Origin of the sequence: Thioclava sp. GXIMD2076, from assembly GCF_037949795.1 — a bacterium.
Classification (GTDB): domain Bacteria; phylum Pseudomonadota; class Alphaproteobacteria; order Rhodobacterales; family Rhodobacteraceae; genus Thioclava; species Thioclava kandeliae.
Map to the genome: position 1 here is coordinate 1,483,838 of NZ_CP149932.1, position 18,414 is coordinate 1,502,251.

The following is an 18,414-nucleotide window of genomic DNA, read 5'->3' on the forward strand; positions in this document are numbered from 1 at the left end:
GGCTCTCCTGTGTGGCCCGCCGGCCCGTCGGGCTGCGGCAGGTCTTTGCCGCTAAACTACGGGCAGAGCGCGTATGAGACAAGGGTGGCGCATGGTGCCTTCGCCCTATGTGATGGAACGCGATGCCCTTCCCCTCGCGCGCGCTTGCCGTTACACCATCCCTCGAGACTTAATGAGGATCTGTCCCATGGCCGCGACCTTCCGTTTGACCCTTGCCCAGCTGAACCCCACGGTGGGCGCGCTTGATGCCAATGCCGCCAAGGCGCAAGCCGCATGGGAGGAGGGCAAACAGGCAGGGGCCGATTTCGTGGCCTTGCCCGAGATGTTCCTGACCGGCTACCAGACGCAGGATCTGGTGATGAAGCCCGCCTTCATCGCCGATTGTATGGCGCGGATCGAGGATCTTGCCGCGCGTCTGGCCGACGGTCCGGCGCTGGGGATCGGCGCGCCCTATCAGGACGCGACCGGCCATTACAACGCCTACTGGGTGCTCAAGGGCGGCAAGGTCGTGGCGCGGATGCTCAAGCACGAACTCCCGCATAAAGAGGTCTTCGACGAGCACCGGATCTATGATGTGGGCCCGATCTCGGGGCCCGTGCAGATCGGCGCGGCGCGGATCGGTCTGCCTATCTGCGAGGATGCGTGGCACCCCGATGTGGCCGAGACACTGATGGAGACCGGTGCGCAGATCCTGATCGTGCCCAATGGCTCGCCCTATTTCCGTGACAAACACGAGGTGCGGCTCAATCATATGGTGGCCCGCGTGGTCGAGACCGGCTTGCCGCTCGTCTATCTCAACTCGGTGGGCGGGCAGGATGATCAGGTCTTTGACGGCGCGACATTCGTCCTCAATGCCGACCGTTCCCTGGCCGCGCAATTCGCTCCTTTCGAGGAAATCATCGACCATATCACCTTCACCGAAACGCCCTCGGGCTGGGTGGCAGGCGAGGGCCGCTTCGACCCGCAGCCCGACGCATGGGAGCAGGATTACCGTGCGATGGTCATGGCGACCCATGACTATCTGGCGAAATCGGGGTTCAAGAAGGTGGTGCTGGGTCTCTCGGGCGGGATCGATTCCGCCATTGTGGCGACCATTGCCGCCGATGCCTTCGGCCCCGAGAATGTGCATTGTGTGATGCTGCCCTCGGAATATACCAGCCAAGGCTCGCTCGATGATGCGGCCGAACTGGCGCGGCGTGTGGGCACGAAGCTCGATACCGTGCATATCGAGCCCGCCCGCGACGGGGTGACCAAAGCGCTGGCCCATGTGTTTGATGGCATGGCGCCTGACGTGACCGAGGAAAACATCCAGTCGCGCCTGCGCGGCACGATCCTGATGGCGATTTCCAACAAGTTTGGCGCCATGCTGCTGACCACCGGCAACAAATCCGAGATGGCCGTGGGCTATTGCACGATCTATGGCGATATGAATGGCGGCTATAACCCGATCAAGGATCTCTACAAGACCCGCGTGTTCGAGACCTGCCGCTGGCGCAATGCCAATCACCGCCCGTGGATGAAGGCGCCCGAGGGCGAGGTGATCCCGAGCATTATCATCGACAAGCCGCCTTCGGCCGAACTGCGCCCCGACCAGAAGGACGAAGACAGCCTGCCACCCTATCCGGTGCTCGATGACATCCTCGAGCGGCTGGTGGAGGGCGATCAGTCAGTGGCCGAGATCGTGGCGGCAGGCCATGACCGCGAGACGGTCAAACGCATCGAGCATCTCCTGTATATTTCCGAATGGAAACGCTTCCAGTCGGCGCCCGGCACGAAGCTGACGCGCAAGGCGTTCTGGCTTGATCGCCGCTATCCGATGGTCAATCGCTGGCGCGACCAGTCGGGCCACTAAAAGCGCCAATAATCAGACGAAATGCAGGGGGCATTGCGGCAGCAATGCCTCGATATCCTCGCCATGGCAAAGTTCGGTGGCGGGCGTCATCACCGCCGCCGAGGCGGCCGCTGCCCCATGCTGCAACGCCTGCGGCAGGTCCAGCCCGCGCGCCAGCGCCCATGTGAAGCCGGCCACGAAACTATCTCCCGCTCCGACCTTGGAGGCGATCTTCACCCTTGCCGCTTCCGCCACCCAGCGCCCTTCGCGCGTGGCCATCACATTGCCATCGGCGCCGCGTGCAATCAGAACGCAATCGGCCAGACCCAAAACGACCAATTCTTGTGCAAAATCGGCCGTGTCGCGACGGGTGGGCAGGGGGCGTCCTGCCAGTTCCTCGGCCTCCAGATCATCCATCCGCAGAAAATCGGCGGCGCGGTGCTTGCGCTGCATCAGATGCAGAAGGGCGGGGCCGGACGTGTCGAGAAACAGCCGCGCTCTGACGGGTGCCAGATGATCGGCGAGCCTCGCGGGGAAATCCTCGGGGACACCGGGCGGTTGGCTGCCCGACAGCACCACAATCCCGCCTTCGGGCAGGGCGCGGGCGATCTGACTCAGGGCGGACGCCACATCGGATGCGCTCCAGCAGGGGCCCGGCATGACAAAGCGGTATTGCTGATTGCTGGCCAAATCATCCACTGTCAGGCTCTGCCGCGTCTCGCCCGGTGCGGGAAAAGGCACCACGCCGATGCCTTGTGCCGCCAGCAACCCCGTGATCTTGGTGCCAATCGCCCCGCCCAAGGCCACGAAGGCCGTGCTCTGACCGCCCATCGCGGCAATCGCGCGGCTGACATTGATCCCGCCGCCACCCGGATCCTCTTGCGGCGCGGTGCAGCGTAGCTTGCGATCGGGGAGCACCTGCGCCGTGGCAATGGACAGATCGACGGTCGGATTGAGCGTAACGGTCAGGATCGGTGTCATTGATGTCCCGGGTTATGAAGGAATTTACCTCGAATTTAAATTATAAGCTGACGATAGGGTGGATTGCTAGCTGAGCTTACGTTGGGAAAGCAAAACTTAAGAGTGTGTGCCTTATGTCGACTCATAGAGTTGAGGAGAGAGACGTAATGATTCCCGATACGAACGACCCGCGCTGGAAGCGCGTTCTGACTTCCGAGTCCGACCTGTCCGCGACCTCGCTGGCCACCCGTCTTATGGTGTCCCGTCTCCGTCGTGAAGTTGCAGCAAGCCCCGCAGCCCTGGCTGCAAAAATCGGGGAATTGCGCGATTTTGTGGTCAAGAACCCCTTTGCCACTGCTGATATGGCCAAATTCTGAAGCTGGAGCCTCCGATGAAAAATGAAATGCTGAGTGTTGCGGATGTGTCCGCACGGATCAATGACGGTGCAACGATGGTCATCGCGGGGGCCGAGGAACTGCTGCGTCAACTGCCCAAGGGGAAATGGATCGGCGGCACGACCGTCTATTTCGTGACCGATCAGGGCGGGGCCGTTGTGCGTGACAAGCTGTTCTGCACTACCTTCGACCGCGTGGCCGAAACGGATATGCGCTATGTGGATGTGGACGCGCTGCCCACCATCGCCGAGGGCTATAAGCCTAATGGCTTTACGATGATCATGATTCCCGCTTTCTCGGTGGCGCATTCGAATTTTGCCGTCGAAGGCCAGACCTATGACAATCTCTTCAATCAGCCATTGGCGGGCTGGATCACCGGTGTGCATCTCGACGATCTGGGCAGGAAAGCCCCGATGATCTTCGATGGCGCCACGGGGCAGGGCCATGACGAAGGGGCGGTGCTGCTGCATGTGGGCCTTCCGGCGGATGCGAAAGCCGATCTCGATATTCTCAATATCTTCGCTCAGGGAGACAGGGAGGATCTGACCTTCCGTTTCAAAAAAGACGGCTTTGTTGCCAGCACCGTAGAGGTGAATGGCGAGGAGGTCGATTTTGCGACCTATATCGAGGAGAACCAGATCGATACCCGCCTGCCGCTGGTGGCCAACTATTCCGGCGCGATGGTCAATGTCTCGATCCAGTCGGTCGATACGGTTTCGGGGCAGGTGAAGTTCTACGCGCCTGTCGTGGCGGGGGTGGAATACCGCATGGCCAATGCCCTTGGCAGCTATGCACAAGCCTTTGCAGAGGGCGCAGGCAATACGGGAGAGGGGCAGTATTCGTGCAACTGCATCCTGAATTATCTCTATGGCGAGCTGGAAGGTCAGCGCACCGGTAATTTCACCGGTCCGGTCACCTTCGGCGAGATCGCTTATATTCTTCTCAACCAGACGCTGGTGCGGATGGATATCTCGGATACGGACGCGGCTTGAGCCGCGCCTGACCGGCAGAAGCCACAATGCAAAAGGCCCGCCGTAATGGCGGGCCTTTCTGTGTATCGCACGGCAGATCAGGCCTGTTCGGGCAGGTTGAACTGGTAGGAGGCGGGGATGAACTCGTATCCCTCGTCTTTTGCGCGCAGGAAGCCCAGACCCGGGAAGGGCATGTGGTAGCCGATAAACGGCACACGCGCATCGGCGACGCGCTTCAGGATGCGATCACGCGTTTCCTTGGCCTTCTCCTTGTCCATATCGAAGCGCACTTCCCAATCGGGGCGCTGCAGCGACCAAACATAGTGATTGGCGGTATCGGCGGTCAGGGCAAATTCCTGCGCGCCGCTGGTGATCCAGAAGGCCAGCATGCCGGGCGTATGGCCATAGGCTTCCATCGCCTTGATGCCGGGCACGACCTCGTCATCGGGACCGATGAAGCTGAACTTGTCTTCCAGTGGGCGGACCTTTGCCTCGAAGGTCTCGTTCTTGGCCTGTGACCAGTAATCCCATTCGACCTGACCGGTAATATAGGCGGCATTGGGGAAGGTCGGGCCACTCTCGCCCATCAGACCCCCGATATGGTCGCCATGCATATGGGTGATGACCACATGGGTGATCGCCGAGGCGTCGAGCCCCGCGGCTTCCAATGCGGCGAGAATGCCATCGGAGTTCAGGCCGGTGTCGAACAGGATTTTCGCGTCGGCGGTTTCGATCAGAACGGGCGTGAACCCGTTCAGCGAGCGGTCGGCGGGGATGAAATTGGCCTCGGACAGGGCGGTGAACTCGCCATCCGACGCATTCAGCCCGAAGGTGCCATGCGGGTCCGCCATCGGCATCGTGCCGGCCAGCAGCGTCGTCACGGTCATATCGCCCAGTGTAAAACGACGGTATGGCGGGATCGCGGGCGTGGATTTGGGCATAGAGGGCTCGTTTTCTTGTGCCGTCGCCGCTGTTGCTGCTGCAAGCGCAGCGCCGGCAACCGGTGCGGCCACGGCCGAGAGCAACGCGTTACGACGTGTCATATGGGTGGTCATTGGGCCTTCCCCTTTGGAAACCAGTTGCTAGTGCAAACTAGGTGCTCTGGAACGAATTGCGACTCACGGCTGCGTTATATCTGATGAGTTATATGTGCGGGTGTGCATAATTATTCCCACCAGCGGTCGATCTTGGCAATCTGCGCATCGGACCAGCCGAAATGATGGGCAAGCTCGTGCACATAGATATGGGTTACCAGATCGGCCAGACCGATATCGCCGCGGGCAATCCACTCGTCCAGAAGCGCGCGCTGGAAGAGCCAGATCACGCTCGGGCCCTGCGGATCGCTGAAAGCGACCTCGGTCAGGGGCACCCCCTCATAGAGGCCGGTCAGCGAGAAGGGATCGTCAATGCCCAGATCGCGCAGCATGTCCTCGGGGGCCAGCTCGGCCACATGCAGGCGCACGGCCCTTGCAGCCTGCCGGAACGGGTCGGGCAGGGCATCGCGCGCAGCCAGCGCGAGCGCTTCGATCGCGTCGAGCGAGGGCGGCAGATCGGACCCTGCGTCAGGATCGGCGCTAGGGCGTGGGGTGCAGGGCTGGTCTGAGCGATCATTCATGCCGTAGATATGGACAAATTCGTGCTTTTATGGAAGACGGAAGCCGCATCAGGAGACTTTGAATGACCGTTACACGTTTTGCCCCGTCGCCCACCGGCTACATCCATGTCGGCAACCTGCGCACCGCGCTGATGAATTACCTCATCACCCGCAAGCAGGGAGGCACGTTCATTCTGCGGATCGACGATACCGATCAGGAACGCTCCAAACAGGAATATATCGATGGTCTGAAAACCGACCTCGAATGGTTGGGCATCACATGGGACCGTGAGGAATACCAGTCCAAGCGCTTCGACCGCTATTATGCGGTGGCCGAGGAGCTGAAGGCGGCTGGCCGTCTCTATGAATGCTTCGAGACCCCGACCGAGCTGGATCTTAAGCGCAAGAAACAGCTGAACATGGGTAAGCCGCCGGTCTATGACCGCGCCTCCCTGCATCTGACCGAAGAGCAGAAGCAGGCCTATCGCGACGAGGGCCGTCAGGGCTACTGGCGCTTCCGCCTCGATCTGGAGCGGATCGAGTGGAAGGATGGCATTCTTGGCGATCTGTCCATCGATGCGGCCTCGGTGTCGGATCCCGTGCTGATCAAAGCCTCGGGCCAGATCCTCTATACGTTCGCCTCCTCGGTCGATGATACCGATATGGGGGTGACCGATATCGTGCGCGGCGGCGACCATGTTACCAATACCGCGACGCAGATCCAGATCATCCGCGCCATCGGTGGCACGCCGCCCAATTTCGCGCACCACTCGCTTCTGACCGGCCCGCATGGCGAGGAGCTGTCCAAACGTCTGGGCGCGCTCTCGCTGCGCGACCTGCGGGCCGAGGGCATCGCTCCCGAGGCGCTGCTGTCGATGATGGCGCGTCTGGGCTCGAGCCAGCCGGTCGAGCTGAAAATGTCGATGCAGGAGCTGATCGACGGCTTCGAGATCAGCCAGTTCGGTTCCGCCCCCACCAAATTCGACCGCGAGGACCTGATCCCGCTGACCCGTGCGCGCAACCAGCATCTGCCCTTTGCCGATGTGAAGGAGCAGATCCTCGCGCTCGGCATTCCCGCCGCTCAGGCCGAGCAGTTCTGGAAGGTCGCCTCGCAGAATATCGACAAGCTATCGGATCTGGCAGGCTGGGCGGATCTGTGCCTCAACGGGGCCGAGCCGCTGATCGACGAGGAAGATCGTGCCTTTGTGACCGAGGCTCTGGCGATCCTGCCGGAGGCTCCATTCACCGAGACGACGTGGAAGGACTGGACAACGGCGGTGAAGGCGCAGTCGGGCCGCAAGGGCAAGGGGTTGTTCATGCCGCTGCGCAAGGCTGTGACCGGAATGGAGCACGGCCCCGATATGGGCGAGCTGATGCCGCTTCTGCACAAGGTGCGTGCCCGCGCCTGAGCGAAGCCTCTGACAAGACGATGGAAGGGTGCCTGAAAGGGCGCCCTTTTTTCATGTGCGGGGCAGGGGAAGGCCCCCATGTTTCCGTAGGGGCACGGAAAAGTGAAGCGCACAGGGAGGCGCGGATAAGAGCGCGTGGAACAATTTTCGCGCAAGACAGGGGCGGGTTGCGGATTCGTCACAGCGAATCGGCAAGCTTTTGAACTACCGTAAAAATTCGATTCGGTGGTTGCGAATCCCCCTCGAGTCAGGCGATGCAGGAGGCCGTGAAACATTTCTGGGAAGGTCTGCGGGATGTTATCCACAGGCTTATGACCGGATTCGTCCATATCTGTGGTGGGGACATTTTTTTATCCCCAGATATCGTGTTCGGATCTAGAGTTATCCACGAGTAACACGTTTACACCCTGTTTCACACAAGTCACGATATCTGGTATGAACTAGGAACGGATCCGCCGTCCCTAGTATGCATGACAACCCGTTGCGGTTCATCGCAGGGGAATGAACAAGAGCAGAAGGACCAGAGATATGGCACTCAGCGACGATTATATCGGCGACGACGCCCACCCGATCGATGTGGTCGAGGATCTGGCCGAAGCCCATGCGTGGGAATTCAACCGCGTAACCGATGACCAGATCGCGATGGTGGTGGAAGGGCAGTGGCGCAGCTATTCGCTGACGCTTGCATGGTCCGATCAGGACGAGGTGCTGCGCCTGATCATGACCTTCGAGATGGATCCGCCTGCCGAGCGCCTGCCGGTGCTCTATGACATGATGAACCGCGCCAATGATCAGGTTTGGTCGGGCAGCTTCGTCTACTGGCCCGAGCAGCGTCTGATGGCATGGCGCTATGGTCTGGTGCTGGCCGGTGGCCAATGCGCCTCGATCCAGCAGCTCGACGAGATGATCGGCACCGCATTGATGTCGGCCGAGCGGTTCTATCCGGCCTTCCAGCTGGGCTGCTGGGGCAATCGCACGGCGGCAGATGCCATTCAGGTCGCCATTGCAGAGGCTTACGGTCGCGCCTAAGCTGCGCCCCGCAAAAGAAGGGGTGCAGAATGGATTTTTCCGATATTTCCGAACGTGGTCTGGTTCTGCTGGGCTGCGGTAAGATGGGCTCGGCGATGCTGGCGGGCTGGCTGAAGGGCGGCCTTGATCCGAAATCGGTGACCGTCATTGCCCCGCGTCCCTCCGATTGGGTCCGTTCGACCGGTGTGCGCATCAACGAGGATCTGCCTGCGTCTCCCGCGGTCGTGCTGCTGGCCGTAAAGCCGCAGAAGATGGGCGAGGCCCTGCCGCAGTTGGCGGCCCTTGGCAATGGCGCGACGCTGTTCCTGTCGGTTGCGGCGGGACTGACGCTCGCGAAATACGAGGGAATCCTCGGAGCGCAGACCCCGATCGTGCGCGCCATGCCCAACACACCCTCGGCCATCGGGCGCGGGATCACCGCGATCATCGGCAATGCGCCGGTCAGCGACGCGCAGATGGATCAGGCCGAAGGGCTGTTGCAGGCCATCGGGCAGGTGGTGCGCCTTGACGCCGAGGACCAGATGGATGCGGTCACCGCCGTGTCCGGCTCGGGTCCGGCCTATGTCTTCCATCTGATCGAGACGCTGGCCGCGGCCGGTGTGGCTCAAGGGCTGCCCGAGGATCTGGCGATGAAGCTTGCCAAGGCGACTGTGGGGGGGGCGGGGCAGCTCGCCGAGGATGCGCCCGAGGATCCGTCGCAGCTGCGGGTCAATGTGACCTCGCCGGGCGGGACCACGGCAGCGGCTCTGGCCGTCCTGATGGACGAAACCTCCGGGTTTCCCGCGCTTCTGGAGCGCGCGGTGAAAGCTGCGGCGGATCGCGGGCGGGAGTTGGGCGCGTGAGCGTGACATTCGAGGATTTCCTGAAGCTCGATATCCGTGTCGGGCGCATCACCCGCGCGGACCCTTTCCCCGAGGCGCGAAAGCCTGCGATCAAGCTCTGGATCGATTTCGGTGGCGAGATTGGCGAGAAACGGTCCTCGGCGCAGATCACCACACATTACGCGCCCGAGACGCTGGTCGGAAAACAGGTTATGGCGGTGGTGAATTTCCCGCCGCGCCAGATTGGTCCAGTCATGTCGGAGGTGCTGGTGCTGGGTGTGCCTGATGAAGAGGGCGGGATTGTCCTGATCGGGCCGGATCAGGATGTGCCCGAGGGGGGCCGCCTGCACTGACACTCCCAGTCAGGTGAACCATTCGACAAGGGGGTGTGCGCGCGCCGCGAAGCGGCGCGCCCGGGGCGCGCAGGCGCGGCTTCGCCGCGCTCGCGCGCAATCTCTCGGACAGGTGCGGGATTATTGCCCCATTGCCTCGCGCCAGTGCCTGCGGCAAAGCGAGACATAGGTTTCGTTGCCGCCCACCTGCACCTGATCGCCGCCGCGCAGCGCCTGTCCGTCAGGCCCCATCCGCACCACCATCGTGGCCTTGCGCCCGCAATGGCAGATGGTGCGCACCTCGCGCATGTCATCGGCCAGCGCCAGCAGCGCCGCCGAACCGGGGAAAAGCTCGCCCATGAAATCGACGCGCAGCCCGTAGCACATGACCGGAATGCCGAGGTCATCGCAGGCCCGCGCCAGAGCCCAGACCTGTTCGCGGGTCAGGAATTGGGCCTCGTCGATGAAGACGCAGGCACAGGGACCTTGGGCAAGGCGGTCCTCGATCATCGCGAACATGTCGGTTTCGGGCGTGAAGCAGAGCGCATCGGCACCGATGCCGATCCGGCTGCCGATCCGGCCTGTCCCTGCGCGTGTGTCGAGCTGGGCCGTGACCAGAAGCGTCTGCATCCCGCGTTCGACATAGTTGTGGGAGGCCTGCAGCAGCAATGTGCTCTTGCCGGCATTCATGGTGGAATAATGGAAGTAAAGCTTGGCCATAGGCGGGGGATAGCTGTGCTGCGGGAGTTGAGCAAGAGCCTTGCAGCCCTCTTGGTGCGGGGAATTCGGCGGATGACTGCGCCGGGGGCGCGGGGGCGGTGGCAAGGCGGCATCGAGCCCCCTTGCCACCGCCACATCCCCTGCGGGGCTGTGAAGCCCAAGGCCGGCGTTCAGGCGCGGTCGGCGGTGTCGAGCCAGATCGTGATCGGGCCGTCATTGGTCAGGCTGACGGCCATATCGGCGGCAAAGATCCCGTTTTCCACAGGCAGATCCAGCTTGCGAAGCGCTTCGCTGAAATACTCGTAGAGATGTTTGCCGGTCTCGGGGGCGGCGGCGCTGGAAAATCCGGGCCTGTTGCCGGTGCGGGTATCGGCGGCCAGAGTGAACTGGCTGACCACAAGGCAGGCCCCGCCCACATCGCTGACCGAGCGGTTCATCTTGCCCGCCTCGTCCTTGAAGATGCGCAGCTTGGACACGCGGGCCGCGAGCTTCTCGGCCTGCACTTCGGTATCTCCATCCATCGCGCAAACAAGCACCAGAAGGCCGCGCCCGATCTCGCCAGTGATCTGGCCGTCCACTTCGACCTTGGCGGAGGTGACACGTTGGAGGAGTGCGCGCATGACGATGCCTTTCTGAGGGTTTTTCGGCAGCATAGCCACTCTGGCGCTGCCGTGCAGGCATTCTACGTCACTGTCGGGCGGAATACGACCTAGCGGGCGATGTAGAAGAGCACCCCCGCCACCAGCGCGGCCAGGAGGGCGGCTAGCGCGATCTTCCATACCGACCATGGCCTGTCGCCGGATACGACCCCTGTCTGGCCATTGACGATGAACCGGTAGCTCCGGCCCTGAAACCGGTAGGCGGCGGACCAGATCGGCAGCAGGATATGTTTGAAGGTCTCGTCATGGAATTGCGGATCCATCGCGCCAAGGCGCTGGGTATCGCCGCCGATATCGCGGCGGATATCGCTCTGGATCACCTGCAGCATCTTGGCCTGTGCCTGATGATGGGCCTCGGGGATCTCGACCGTATAGCTCTCGGCCGAGAAGCCTGCCAGAAAGCTCCCGTCATAGGCAGCCACCCGCGAGAGGTTCCACGGGTGCAGGCGCCCCACATGGTCATCGGGCAGCGAGCGGGCGGCATAGACCAGCACATCGTCGAAATCGCGCGCCACCTGCCCTGTAACGGGGGTCCAGCGGATACGGCGTTCCTGCTCTTCGCGCCGCACGGTCTGGCCGTTCTCGTTGACCGTGACCAGCCGTGTCTCGTAGTAATAATCGCCGCGCTGGCCGGAATAGCGGGTGCGCGAGCGCGCATCAAAGGTCCAGAATGGCGCATAGACGCCGGTCATGCGTCGCCCCTTGCGGGCAAACTCGGCAAGCCCGTTGGGGGCGAACCAGCGGCCCTTGAGCCATTTTGTCAGCGCCGCGCGGGCCTCGGTCTCGGTCACCGTAAAGGGCAGCACGCCTTGCGGCGCAAACTGGCGGGCCCCGCCCGCCTCGGCCACGATCGGGGTGGCACAGAACGGGCATTCCGTGGCCTGCTGGTCCGGTCCCAGCTCGATTTGGGCCGAGCAGTTGGGGCAGGACAGATGGCGCTGACCTATGCTCTCGGTCTCCGGCAGACCCTGCACAAGCACCGGCGCAAGCGGCAGCTCGCGCAGCCCGCTCTCTCCGCGATGGGTGATGGCGGGAATGTCCTGCATATGGCCGCAATGGTCGCAGACCATCCGCGTCTCGCCCGGATTGAAGCGCAGATCGGCGCCGCAGGCTTCGCAGGGGTAGACGCTTGGCGTGTCGCGGCGCACGGCACGGGGGACTTGGGGGAGCTTCATGGCGGCGGGCCTCGTTCGGGGTGCGGTTACGCGCCCGGCGGCGGTGGCGGTTGGATGGTGAAGAGCTGCGCCAGTTCGGGGATCTCCTCGGCGGCGAGCCAGCCTGATTGTCCCGGCGCCCAGACAAGCGAGGCGCGGGTGAACTGCCCCTCCGCTTTCATCTGCGCCAGCTGCCCGCGCCCGAACGGCCCGAGCGTCTGGCCGTTCACCGCCATGTGCCAGACCTTCTCGACAGCCGGCGGGGGCGGAGGAGGCGGTGCGGCGGTGCCTTGGGGCGCGGGGGCTTGCCCCGGGGCAACGCCTTGCGGAGCCATCTGGCCCCAAGGGCCCGCCTGCGGGGCGGTATGTGCGGGTTGACCCCATGGCCCCCCCATCTGCTGGCCCATCGCCATGCCCATCCCCGCACCGAGCCCTGCCCCCATGGCAGCCCCCATACCGGCGGATGCTCCCGATCCGGGTTGGCCCATGGCTTCTGCGGCATTGAACTGCATGTAACGGTTGAGATCGCCCACGATCCCCATCGAGGTCCGTTTGTCGAGCACTGTCTCCACCTCGGAGGGCAGCGAGATGTTCTCGATATAGAATTCGGGCAGGCCCAGCCCGTATTCGGCAATCGTCGGTGCGATGGCCTCGGCCACCAGCTTGCCCAGATCGGCCGTATTGGCTGCCATGTCGAGCACGGGGATATTCGCGCCGGCCAGCGCGCGCGAGAATTCCTGCACGATAATATTGCGCAGCTGGTAGCTCACCTCATCGGCGGTAAACTCGCCGTCGGTGCCCACGATCTCGGTGATGAACTTGGCCGGATCGGTGACCCGCGCCGCATAGGTGCCGAAGGCCCGCAGCCGCACGGGGCCGAATTCGGGATCGCGGGTGATCACCGGATTCTTGGTGCCCCATTTGAGATCGGTGAAGCGCGTCGTGTTGACGAAATAGATCTCGGACTGGAAGGGCGATTTGAAGCCATGATCCCAGTGTTGCAGCGTCGTCAGGATCGGCATGTTGTTGGTTTCGAGGAGATAGAGGCCGGGGGTGAAGACATCGGCCAGCTGCCCCTCATGCACGAAGACGGCGGCCTGTCCCTCGCGAACGGTCAGTTTCGCGCCGTATTTGATGGCATGTCCCTGCCGCTCGAAGCGCCAGACCATCGTATCGCGGGTGTCATCCACCCAAGAGATAACATCGATGAATTCTCCGCTGAGAAAGTCGAGAATACCCATGATCCGGTCTCCGCTTGTCGGTTTGGGGGAGGGCGCGCAGGCCCTCGTTCAGTCGTTCGGCATCAGCTCCGCGGCGACCTGCCGGATCACCGGCATGGCCTCGTCTTCCGACATGCCCGGACGCAGGCGCGGATCGTAGAGCATCTTCAGCATCAGCTCGTCCTGACGGGTCAGGCGGGCGAATTCCTCGTCATCATTGAAGATCGAGGGGCGCGCGCGGGGATAGTCATTGGCCAGCCCGAGACCCTGCGCCAGCTCCTCGTCATAGCAACTTTCGCGCATCGCATCGGGATGCTCGCCACGGATGATCGCGACCGCGCGCGAATAGTCCGAGCGGTCGCCCTCGGAAAAGGCAAACACCACGCAGAAGGTCGTGGTGGGCAGGTTGGTGATCGCATGGATCGAGCTCTCGTCGATGCCGGGCACCATTTTGCGCAACAGGTCCTGCGATTTCTCGCGCTCGTCCTCGTTCAGCACAAGGATCGAGAAATTACCGTTATCGGGAACAAGGCTGACCGGATGGCCGCTGGCACTGGCCAGTTTGCCGGCATAGGCGCGCACGGTGGCGGTGTCCTTGAGGCGTTCTTCTTCGGGGATCGAGGCCCCGAAATGCAGATCCATGCGCACCGGTTTTTCCCAGCGCCGCAGCTTCGACACGGTCGGTCTGGCAATGAAGGCGCCGTTGCGGTGCTCGTATTCGTCGTAGAGCGCCACATTGACGAAGTTATCAATCAACTGGTGCCGGTGGAAGGGCGCATCGCGCGGCGCGACATCGGTGCGCAGCAGCCCCTGCGCCAGAAGATTGTCCTGCACCTGCTGGAAATAGGCCGAAAGCGCGAGACTGTCCTGCGAGCGCGGCGCGACCTTGGGTGGGCCGGAGGATTTCGGGGGGGCCAGAAGCGGGCGCGGCGTCGCGCGCGGTGCCTGTGCCGAGCCGTCCATTCCGGGCAGGTTCGAGCAGCCGAGCACCGCCAGCAGGCAAAGGCCGAGCCCTGCGATGCGCAGCCTCGGGCCGTGTGATCCCGCAGGGATGCCCGATCTGGAGGGCGTGCTCGGGCCGGAGGTCATGCTCGGGGGGCTCCTTTATCTGCGGAGCTGCGCGGGCTGCGGGCCGAGGCCAGTGTATCGCGCAGGCGGCCTTCCATCTGGACCAGCTCGGCTTCCGCCGCAGCGCGCTGGCGCTTGCCTTCGTCGGCGATCGAGAGGCTGTCCTCGATGGTGGCGATCAGCGTCTCGTTGGCCTGACGCACGGCAGCGATGTCGAAAACGCCGCGCTCCATTTCCTGCCGCACGGTCTGGTTGGCCTGACGCAGGTTCTCGGCATTGGCGGTCAGCAGTTCATTGGTCAGGTCATTGGCGGCCTTCACGGCACCTGCAGCCTCGGCCGAACGCTGGATGGTCACCGCCTGAGCCAGCTGGGTCTCCCACAGAGGCACGGTATTCACCAGCGTCGAGTTGATTTTCGACACCAGCGCCTTGTCGTTTTCCTGCACCAGCCGGATCGAGGGCAGCGATTGCATCGTCACCTGACGGGTGAGTTTGAGGTCATGCACGCGGCGCTCCAGATCATCGCGGGCGGCACGGATATCGCGCAGCTCCTGCGCGCGGATCAGCTTGTCGGTCTCGCTGGCCTGCGCCACCTCGGCCTCTTTCGCGGGGATGATCTCGGCATCGGCCTGCGCCAGCTTGGCCTCGCCCGCCGCAATATAGAGCGCGAGCTCATCGTAGAATTTCAGCGTCTTGGTATAGAGAAGATCGAGCGATTTTACATCCTTGAGCAGCTTCGTCTCATGGGACAGAAGCACATCGCTGATCTTGTCGATCTGGCCCTGGACCTCCTCGTAACGGGCGAGGAATTTGGCAAAGGGAGCGGCGCGTCCCATCAGCTTTTCCCACCAGCTCTGCTTGCGGCGCACATCCAGTTCACTGACCGAGAACCCGCGCAGGGTGGTCACGATATTGCGCAGGCTGTCGCCCGCAGGGCCGGTATCCTTGTTCTTCACATCGACCAGCATGGCCTGGCTGATTTCCTGCAGCTCGGACTGGGCGCGGGTGCCGAAACGTAGGATCGTGTTGGAATCGCTCAGATCCACCTCGTCCATGCGCGAGCGGATCTCGATGGCGGTCGGAGCCTCGGCGCCCTCGAGCGCCACGCCCACCTCCTGCGGATCAGGCAGCCGGATCGCGGCCACCTGTTCGATTTCGCTCACATTTTTGGCGGCGGCTTCGCGGGTCGTGTCGCTCATAGGATGGTCTCCTCAGGGCTTTCGGTGTCATTTATGCGCGGACGGAGGGGGCGGGGCAATGCCTTCCCGCTCCAGCCGTTCGCGCAGCACGTCGATTTCGATCTCCAGCCCCTCGCGACCGCTCTCGATGAGCTGGCGCGATTTGGCGGTAAAATTGCGTTCGAGGTCATCGAGAAGGGTCTCGTAACCGGCCCGCGCCTCAGCGTCGCGCGTCTGGGCATATAGGTCGGCAAAGCGGATGGTCGCATCACGCGCGCCTTCGAGATAGAGCGTCAGATAGCGCCGCGCCGCGCGCAGATCGTTGGGGTCTTCCTCGACCGTGCGGAAGAGATCGCGGGCATGGGTGGCAAAGATCTCGACCCGCGCGGTCAGCTGGGGCGTGCAGGCGCGGGCGATGGCCTCGCGCATGGCGGCCAGATGCGCCTCGCCGGTGGCGATGGCCTCGGCGGCACGCTCCTGCTGGAATGGGTCGATGCCCTCGAGCCCCTTATCCTTCAGCGGGTCGATCCCGAAGGCCACGAGGCCCAGAACGGTGCCGATGAGGCCGCAGCCTATGGCGCCCGTCAGCCCCATCTCCTGCGCGCCGATCGCCAGCCCGAGGCCAAAGCCGAGGCTGCCCAGTATCTTGCGGGGAAGGGCGGGGCGGCGGGCCTTGCCACGCGCCTCATAGGCGGCTTGCGCTTTCAGCCCCTCGCGCAGCAAAAGCGCCGCACCCGCACAAAACCCAAAGCCCAGAATACCGCGTGCCAGTCCCACCGGCCCGTCGCCGAAAGCGCCAAAAAGGAAGGGCAGGGCACAGACCGCCAGCCAGAAGGGGCGGCCCTCATAGGGGTGCTCGGGGCGGGGCAGCCGCTCGGTAGGGATGTCTTCCTGTCCGGCGCTGCGGGGCGGGGCATCGGGGCTGTATCTGCCAGAGAAACGGCGGGCCATGGCTCAGACGCTGCCTGTTGCCGCGATCTTCAGCACCAGCGCCAGCATCAGCAGGAAGGCGATGCGCTGGATGGCTTTTTGCGACATGGGTCCCCCTAAACTTGCCCGAATGGTCATGGTGGTGCTCATCTTAAGCGGAGAATAGGTATTTCGGCACGTCTGTGCCAGAGGGGGATGGCAGAAAAGCGCCCATACGCAGGCGCTCTGTCATGACATCTGTATGAGCTATGGGGCCGGAACGACAAACGGCGCCAGATCTCTCTGGCGCCGTTCGATGTTTACTTATTCGCTGCGGGGCTTGCGCGGACCTTTGGAGCCAGAGCCGCGCGGTCCGTTGCTACGGGGGGCATCCCCACGGGGGCCGCCTTTGAAGCCGCCGCCCGGTTTGCCACCAAATTTCTTGTCACCGAAGGAACGGCCTTCGCCGCCTTCACGACGCGGACGGTCACCGAATTTCTTGTCCCCAAAAGAACGGCCTTCGCCACCCTCACGACGCGGACGGTCGCCGAATTTCTTGTCACCGAAGGAACGGCCTTCGCCGCCTTCACGACGCGGACGGTCGCCGAACTTCTTGTCACCGAAGGAACGGCCTTCGCCGCCTTCACGGCGCGGGCGGTCGCCGAACTTCTTGTCACCGAAGGAACGGCCTTCGCCGCCTTCACGGCGCGGGCGGTCGCCGAACTTCTTGTCACCGAAGGAACGGCCTTCGCCGCCTTCGCGACGCGGACGGTCGCCGAACTTCTTGTCACCGAAGGAACGGCCTTCGCCGCCTTCGCGACGCGGACGGTCACCGAATTTCTTGTCACCGAAGGAGCGGCCTTCGCCGCCTTCACGGCGCGGGCGGTCACCGAACTTCTTGTCACCGAAGGAACGGCCCTCGCCGCCTTCACGGCGCGGACGGTCGCCGAACTTCTTGTCGCCGAAGGAGCGGCCTTCGCCACCTTCACGACGCGGACGGTCGCCGAACTTCTTGTCACCGAAGGAACGGGTGTCGCTGCGATCTTCGCGCGGTGCGCTGCGCTTTTCGGGCGACCAGCGTTCCTTGCGCGGACGGTCCTCTCCCTCGGTGCGCGGTGCGCGCTCGGGACGGTCGCCACGGCCTGCGAAATCCTTCTGGCGGCCGAAGCTGCGCTCGGAAGTGCCACGGCCCTCGCCATCCTCGCGGTCGAAGCGTTTCGGGCCACGGTCCCCGAATTTCTTGTCGCCAAATTTCTTGTCACCGAAGCTGCGGCCCCCGCGGTCGCCGCGATCACCACGGTCACCGAACCTGCCGCGCGGGCGCTCGCCATCATCGCGACGACCCGCAGATTTGCTGCGGTCGGCGGGTTGGGCGTTGGGCGTGTCTTCCAGAAGGCTTCCCAGCTGGTCATGGAGCACGCGGCGCTTGATTTCCACCACATCACCCGGTTGCATCTCGTTGAGGCGGAACGGGCCATAGCTTACGCGGATCAGGCGGTTCACGGTCATGCCGATCTCGGTCATGGCGCGGCGGATCTCGCGGTTCTTGCCTTCGCGCAGGCCCACGGTCAGCCAGGCATTTGCGCCCTGCTGGCGGTCGAGAGTGATCTCCATCGGCTGGAAATCCTCGCCATCGATGGTGATGCCGGCCCGCAGCGGGTTGAAGGTCTCGGGTGTCGGGCGGCCATTCACGCGCACGCGGTATTTGCGCAGCCAGCCGGTTTCGGGCAGCTCGAGGCGGCGCTTGAGGCCGCCATCATTGGTCAGAAGCAGAAGACCCTCGGAATTGAGATCGAGACGGCCGACATTGAGCACACGCGGCATACCTTCGGGCATCTCGTCGAAGATCGTGCGGCGGCCCTGCTCGTCTTTCTCGGTGGTGACCAGACCCAGCGGTTTGTAATAGAGCCAGACACGGGTTTCCTGCGGCGCGTCGATGGGTTTGCCGTCGATGGTAACCTTGTCCTTGGGCGTGACATCAAGAGCGGGTGAGGCCGCCTGTTTGCCATTGACCGCCACGCGGCCTGCGAGGATCAGCTTTTCCGCATCGCGGCGCGAGGCCACGCCCGAGCGCGCGATAACCTTGGCGATACGTTCGCCGGAAGAGGGCGTCGTATCCGGTTTCGGCGTGTTGTTGGAATCATTGGTCATGGCAGGCGGCTCC

At 63.3% G+C, this 18,414-nt stretch carries 18 protein-coding genes; 7 read left to right on the forward strand and 11 right to left on the reverse strand.

Going from position 1 to position 18,414, the window contains the following annotated elements; translation table 11 throughout:
- The first annotated feature begins 187 nt into the window (after window positions 1–187).
- A complete protein-coding gene (locus WDB91_RS07415; RefSeq protein WP_339111942.1) occupies window positions 188–1,852 on the forward strand; it encodes an NAD+ synthase in 1,665 nt (554 codons plus the stop codon).
- Between the two features lie 12 nt (window positions 1,853–1,864).
- On the opposite strand, the gene WDB91_RS07420 is transcribed toward WDB91_RS07415, so the two are convergent.
- Window positions 1,865–2,812, reverse strand: coding sequence for a 1-phosphofructokinase family hexose kinase (locus tag WDB91_RS07420; protein ID WP_339111943.1), 948 nt, complete (start codon window positions 2,810–2,812; stop codon window positions 1,865–1,867).
- A gap of 146 nt (window positions 2,813–2,958) precedes the next feature.
- Here WDB91_RS07420 and WDB91_RS07425 point away from each other — a divergent pair, with 146 nt between their 5' ends.
- Complete coding sequence (locus WDB91_RS07425) at window positions 2,959–3,168, forward strand: hypothetical protein (protein ID WP_339111944.1); 210 nt, start codon at window positions 2,959–2,961, stop codon at window positions 3,166–3,168.
- Window positions 3,169–3,182: 14 nt separating this feature from the next.
- The gene (locus tag WDB91_RS07430; RefSeq protein ID WP_339111945.1) at window positions 3,183–4,178 is read left to right on the forward strand and encodes a hypothetical protein; all 996 of its coding nucleotides are present in this window, start codon (window positions 3,183–3,185) and stop codon (window positions 4,176–4,178) included.
- Between the two features lie 77 nt (window positions 4,179–4,255).
- Here WDB91_RS07430 and WDB91_RS07435 read toward each other — a convergent pair whose 3' ends face one another.
- Both WDB91_RS07435 and WDB91_RS07440 read right to left on the reverse strand, forming a co-directional pair.
- Window positions 4,256–5,212 (reverse strand): MBL fold metallo-hydrolase, encoded by a 957-nt coding sequence (locus WDB91_RS07435; RefSeq protein WP_339111946.1) that lies wholly within the window; start codon window positions 5,210–5,212, stop codon window positions 4,256–4,258.
- Between the two features lie 110 nt (window positions 5,213–5,322).
- Window positions 5,323–5,772 carry a metallopeptidase family protein gene (locus tag WDB91_RS07440; RefSeq protein ID WP_339111947.1) on the reverse strand — a complete coding sequence of 150 codons (450 nt, stop codon included), beginning with the start codon at window positions 5,770–5,772 and terminating at the stop codon, window positions 5,323–5,325.
- A 62-nt stretch (window positions 5,773–5,834) separates the two neighbouring features.
- Here WDB91_RS07440 and gltX point away from each other — a divergent pair, with 62 nt between their 5' ends.
- From gltX to WDB91_RS07460, 4 genes are all read left to right on the forward strand, one after another.
- The gene (gene gltX / locus WDB91_RS07445; protein ID WP_339111948.1) at window positions 5,835–7,160 is read left to right on the forward strand and encodes a glutamate--tRNA ligase; all 1,326 of its coding nucleotides are present in this window, start codon (window positions 5,835–5,837) and stop codon (window positions 7,158–7,160) included.
- Between the two features lie 528 nt (window positions 7,161–7,688).
- On the forward strand, window positions 7,689–8,189 hold the full coding sequence (locus WDB91_RS07450) for a YbjN domain-containing protein (RefSeq protein ID WP_339111949.1): 501 nt from the start codon (window positions 7,689–7,691) through the stop codon (window positions 8,187–8,189).
- 29 nt (window positions 8,190–8,218) lie between these two features.
- Window positions 8,219–9,031, forward strand: coding sequence for a pyrroline-5-carboxylate reductase (proC, locus tag WDB91_RS07455; RefSeq protein ID WP_339111950.1), 813 nt, complete (start codon window positions 8,219–8,221; stop codon window positions 9,029–9,031).
- Window positions 9,028–9,363 carry a tRNA-binding protein gene (locus tag WDB91_RS07460; protein ID WP_339111951.1) on the forward strand — a complete coding sequence of 112 codons (336 nt, stop codon included), beginning with the start codon at window positions 9,028–9,030 and terminating at the stop codon, window positions 9,361–9,363. The genes proC and WDB91_RS07460 overlap by 4 nt, the downstream gene beginning before the upstream one ends.
- Window positions 9,364–9,483: 120 nt before the next feature.
- On the opposite strand, the gene WDB91_RS07465 is transcribed toward WDB91_RS07460, so the two are convergent.
- The 8 genes from WDB91_RS07465 to WDB91_RS07500 all read right to left on the reverse strand — a co-directional run bounded on the left by WDB91_RS07465 (window position 9,484) and on the right by WDB91_RS07500 (window position 18,401).
- Window positions 9,484–10,062: a thymidine kinase gene (locus tag WDB91_RS07465; RefSeq protein WP_339111952.1), complete on the reverse strand. Its 579-nt coding sequence runs from the start codon at window positions 10,060–10,062 to the stop codon at window positions 9,484–9,486.
- Between the two features lie 170 nt (window positions 10,063–10,232).
- Window positions 10,233–10,682: a D-aminoacyl-tRNA deacylase gene (gene dtd / locus WDB91_RS07470; protein ID WP_339111953.1), complete on the reverse strand. Its 450-nt coding sequence runs from the start codon at window positions 10,680–10,682 to the stop codon at window positions 10,233–10,235.
- An 89-nt stretch (window positions 10,683–10,771) separates the two neighbouring features.
- Complete coding sequence (locus WDB91_RS07475) at window positions 10,772–11,896, reverse strand: primosomal protein N' (replication factor Y) - superfamily II helicase (protein ID WP_339111954.1); 1,125 nt, start codon at window positions 11,894–11,896, stop codon at window positions 10,772–10,774.
- Window positions 11,897–11,922: 26 nt separating this feature from the next.
- The gene (locus tag WDB91_RS07480; RefSeq protein WP_339111955.1) at window positions 11,923–13,116 is read right to left on the reverse strand and encodes an SPFH domain-containing protein; all 1,194 of its coding nucleotides are present in this window, start codon (window positions 13,114–13,116) and stop codon (window positions 11,923–11,925) included.
- Between the two features lie 48 nt (window positions 13,117–13,164).
- Window positions 13,165–14,184, reverse strand: a complete 1,020-nt coding sequence (locus WDB91_RS07485) for a DUF2927 domain-containing protein (RefSeq protein ID WP_339111956.1) — start codon at window positions 14,182–14,184, stop codon at window positions 13,165–13,167.
- Entirely contained in the window at window positions 14,181–15,362 is a 1,182-nt protein-coding gene (locus WDB91_RS07490; RefSeq protein WP_339111957.1) for a toxic anion resistance protein, read from the reverse strand. Before WDB91_RS07490 ends, WDB91_RS07485 begins: the two co-directional genes overlap by 4 nt.
- 27 nt (window positions 15,363–15,389) lie before the next feature.
- Complete coding sequence (locus tag WDB91_RS07495) at window positions 15,390–16,292, reverse strand: 5-bromo-4-chloroindolyl phosphate hydrolysis family protein (RefSeq protein WP_339111958.1); 903 nt, start codon at window positions 16,290–16,292, stop codon at window positions 15,390–15,392.
- A 282-nt stretch (window positions 16,293–16,574) separates the two neighbouring features.
- Complete coding sequence (locus tag WDB91_RS07500; RefSeq protein WP_339111959.1) at window positions 16,575–18,401, reverse strand: pseudouridine synthase; 1,827 nt, start codon at window positions 18,399–18,401, stop codon at window positions 16,575–16,577.
- Window positions 18,402–18,414 lie beyond the last annotated feature (13 nt).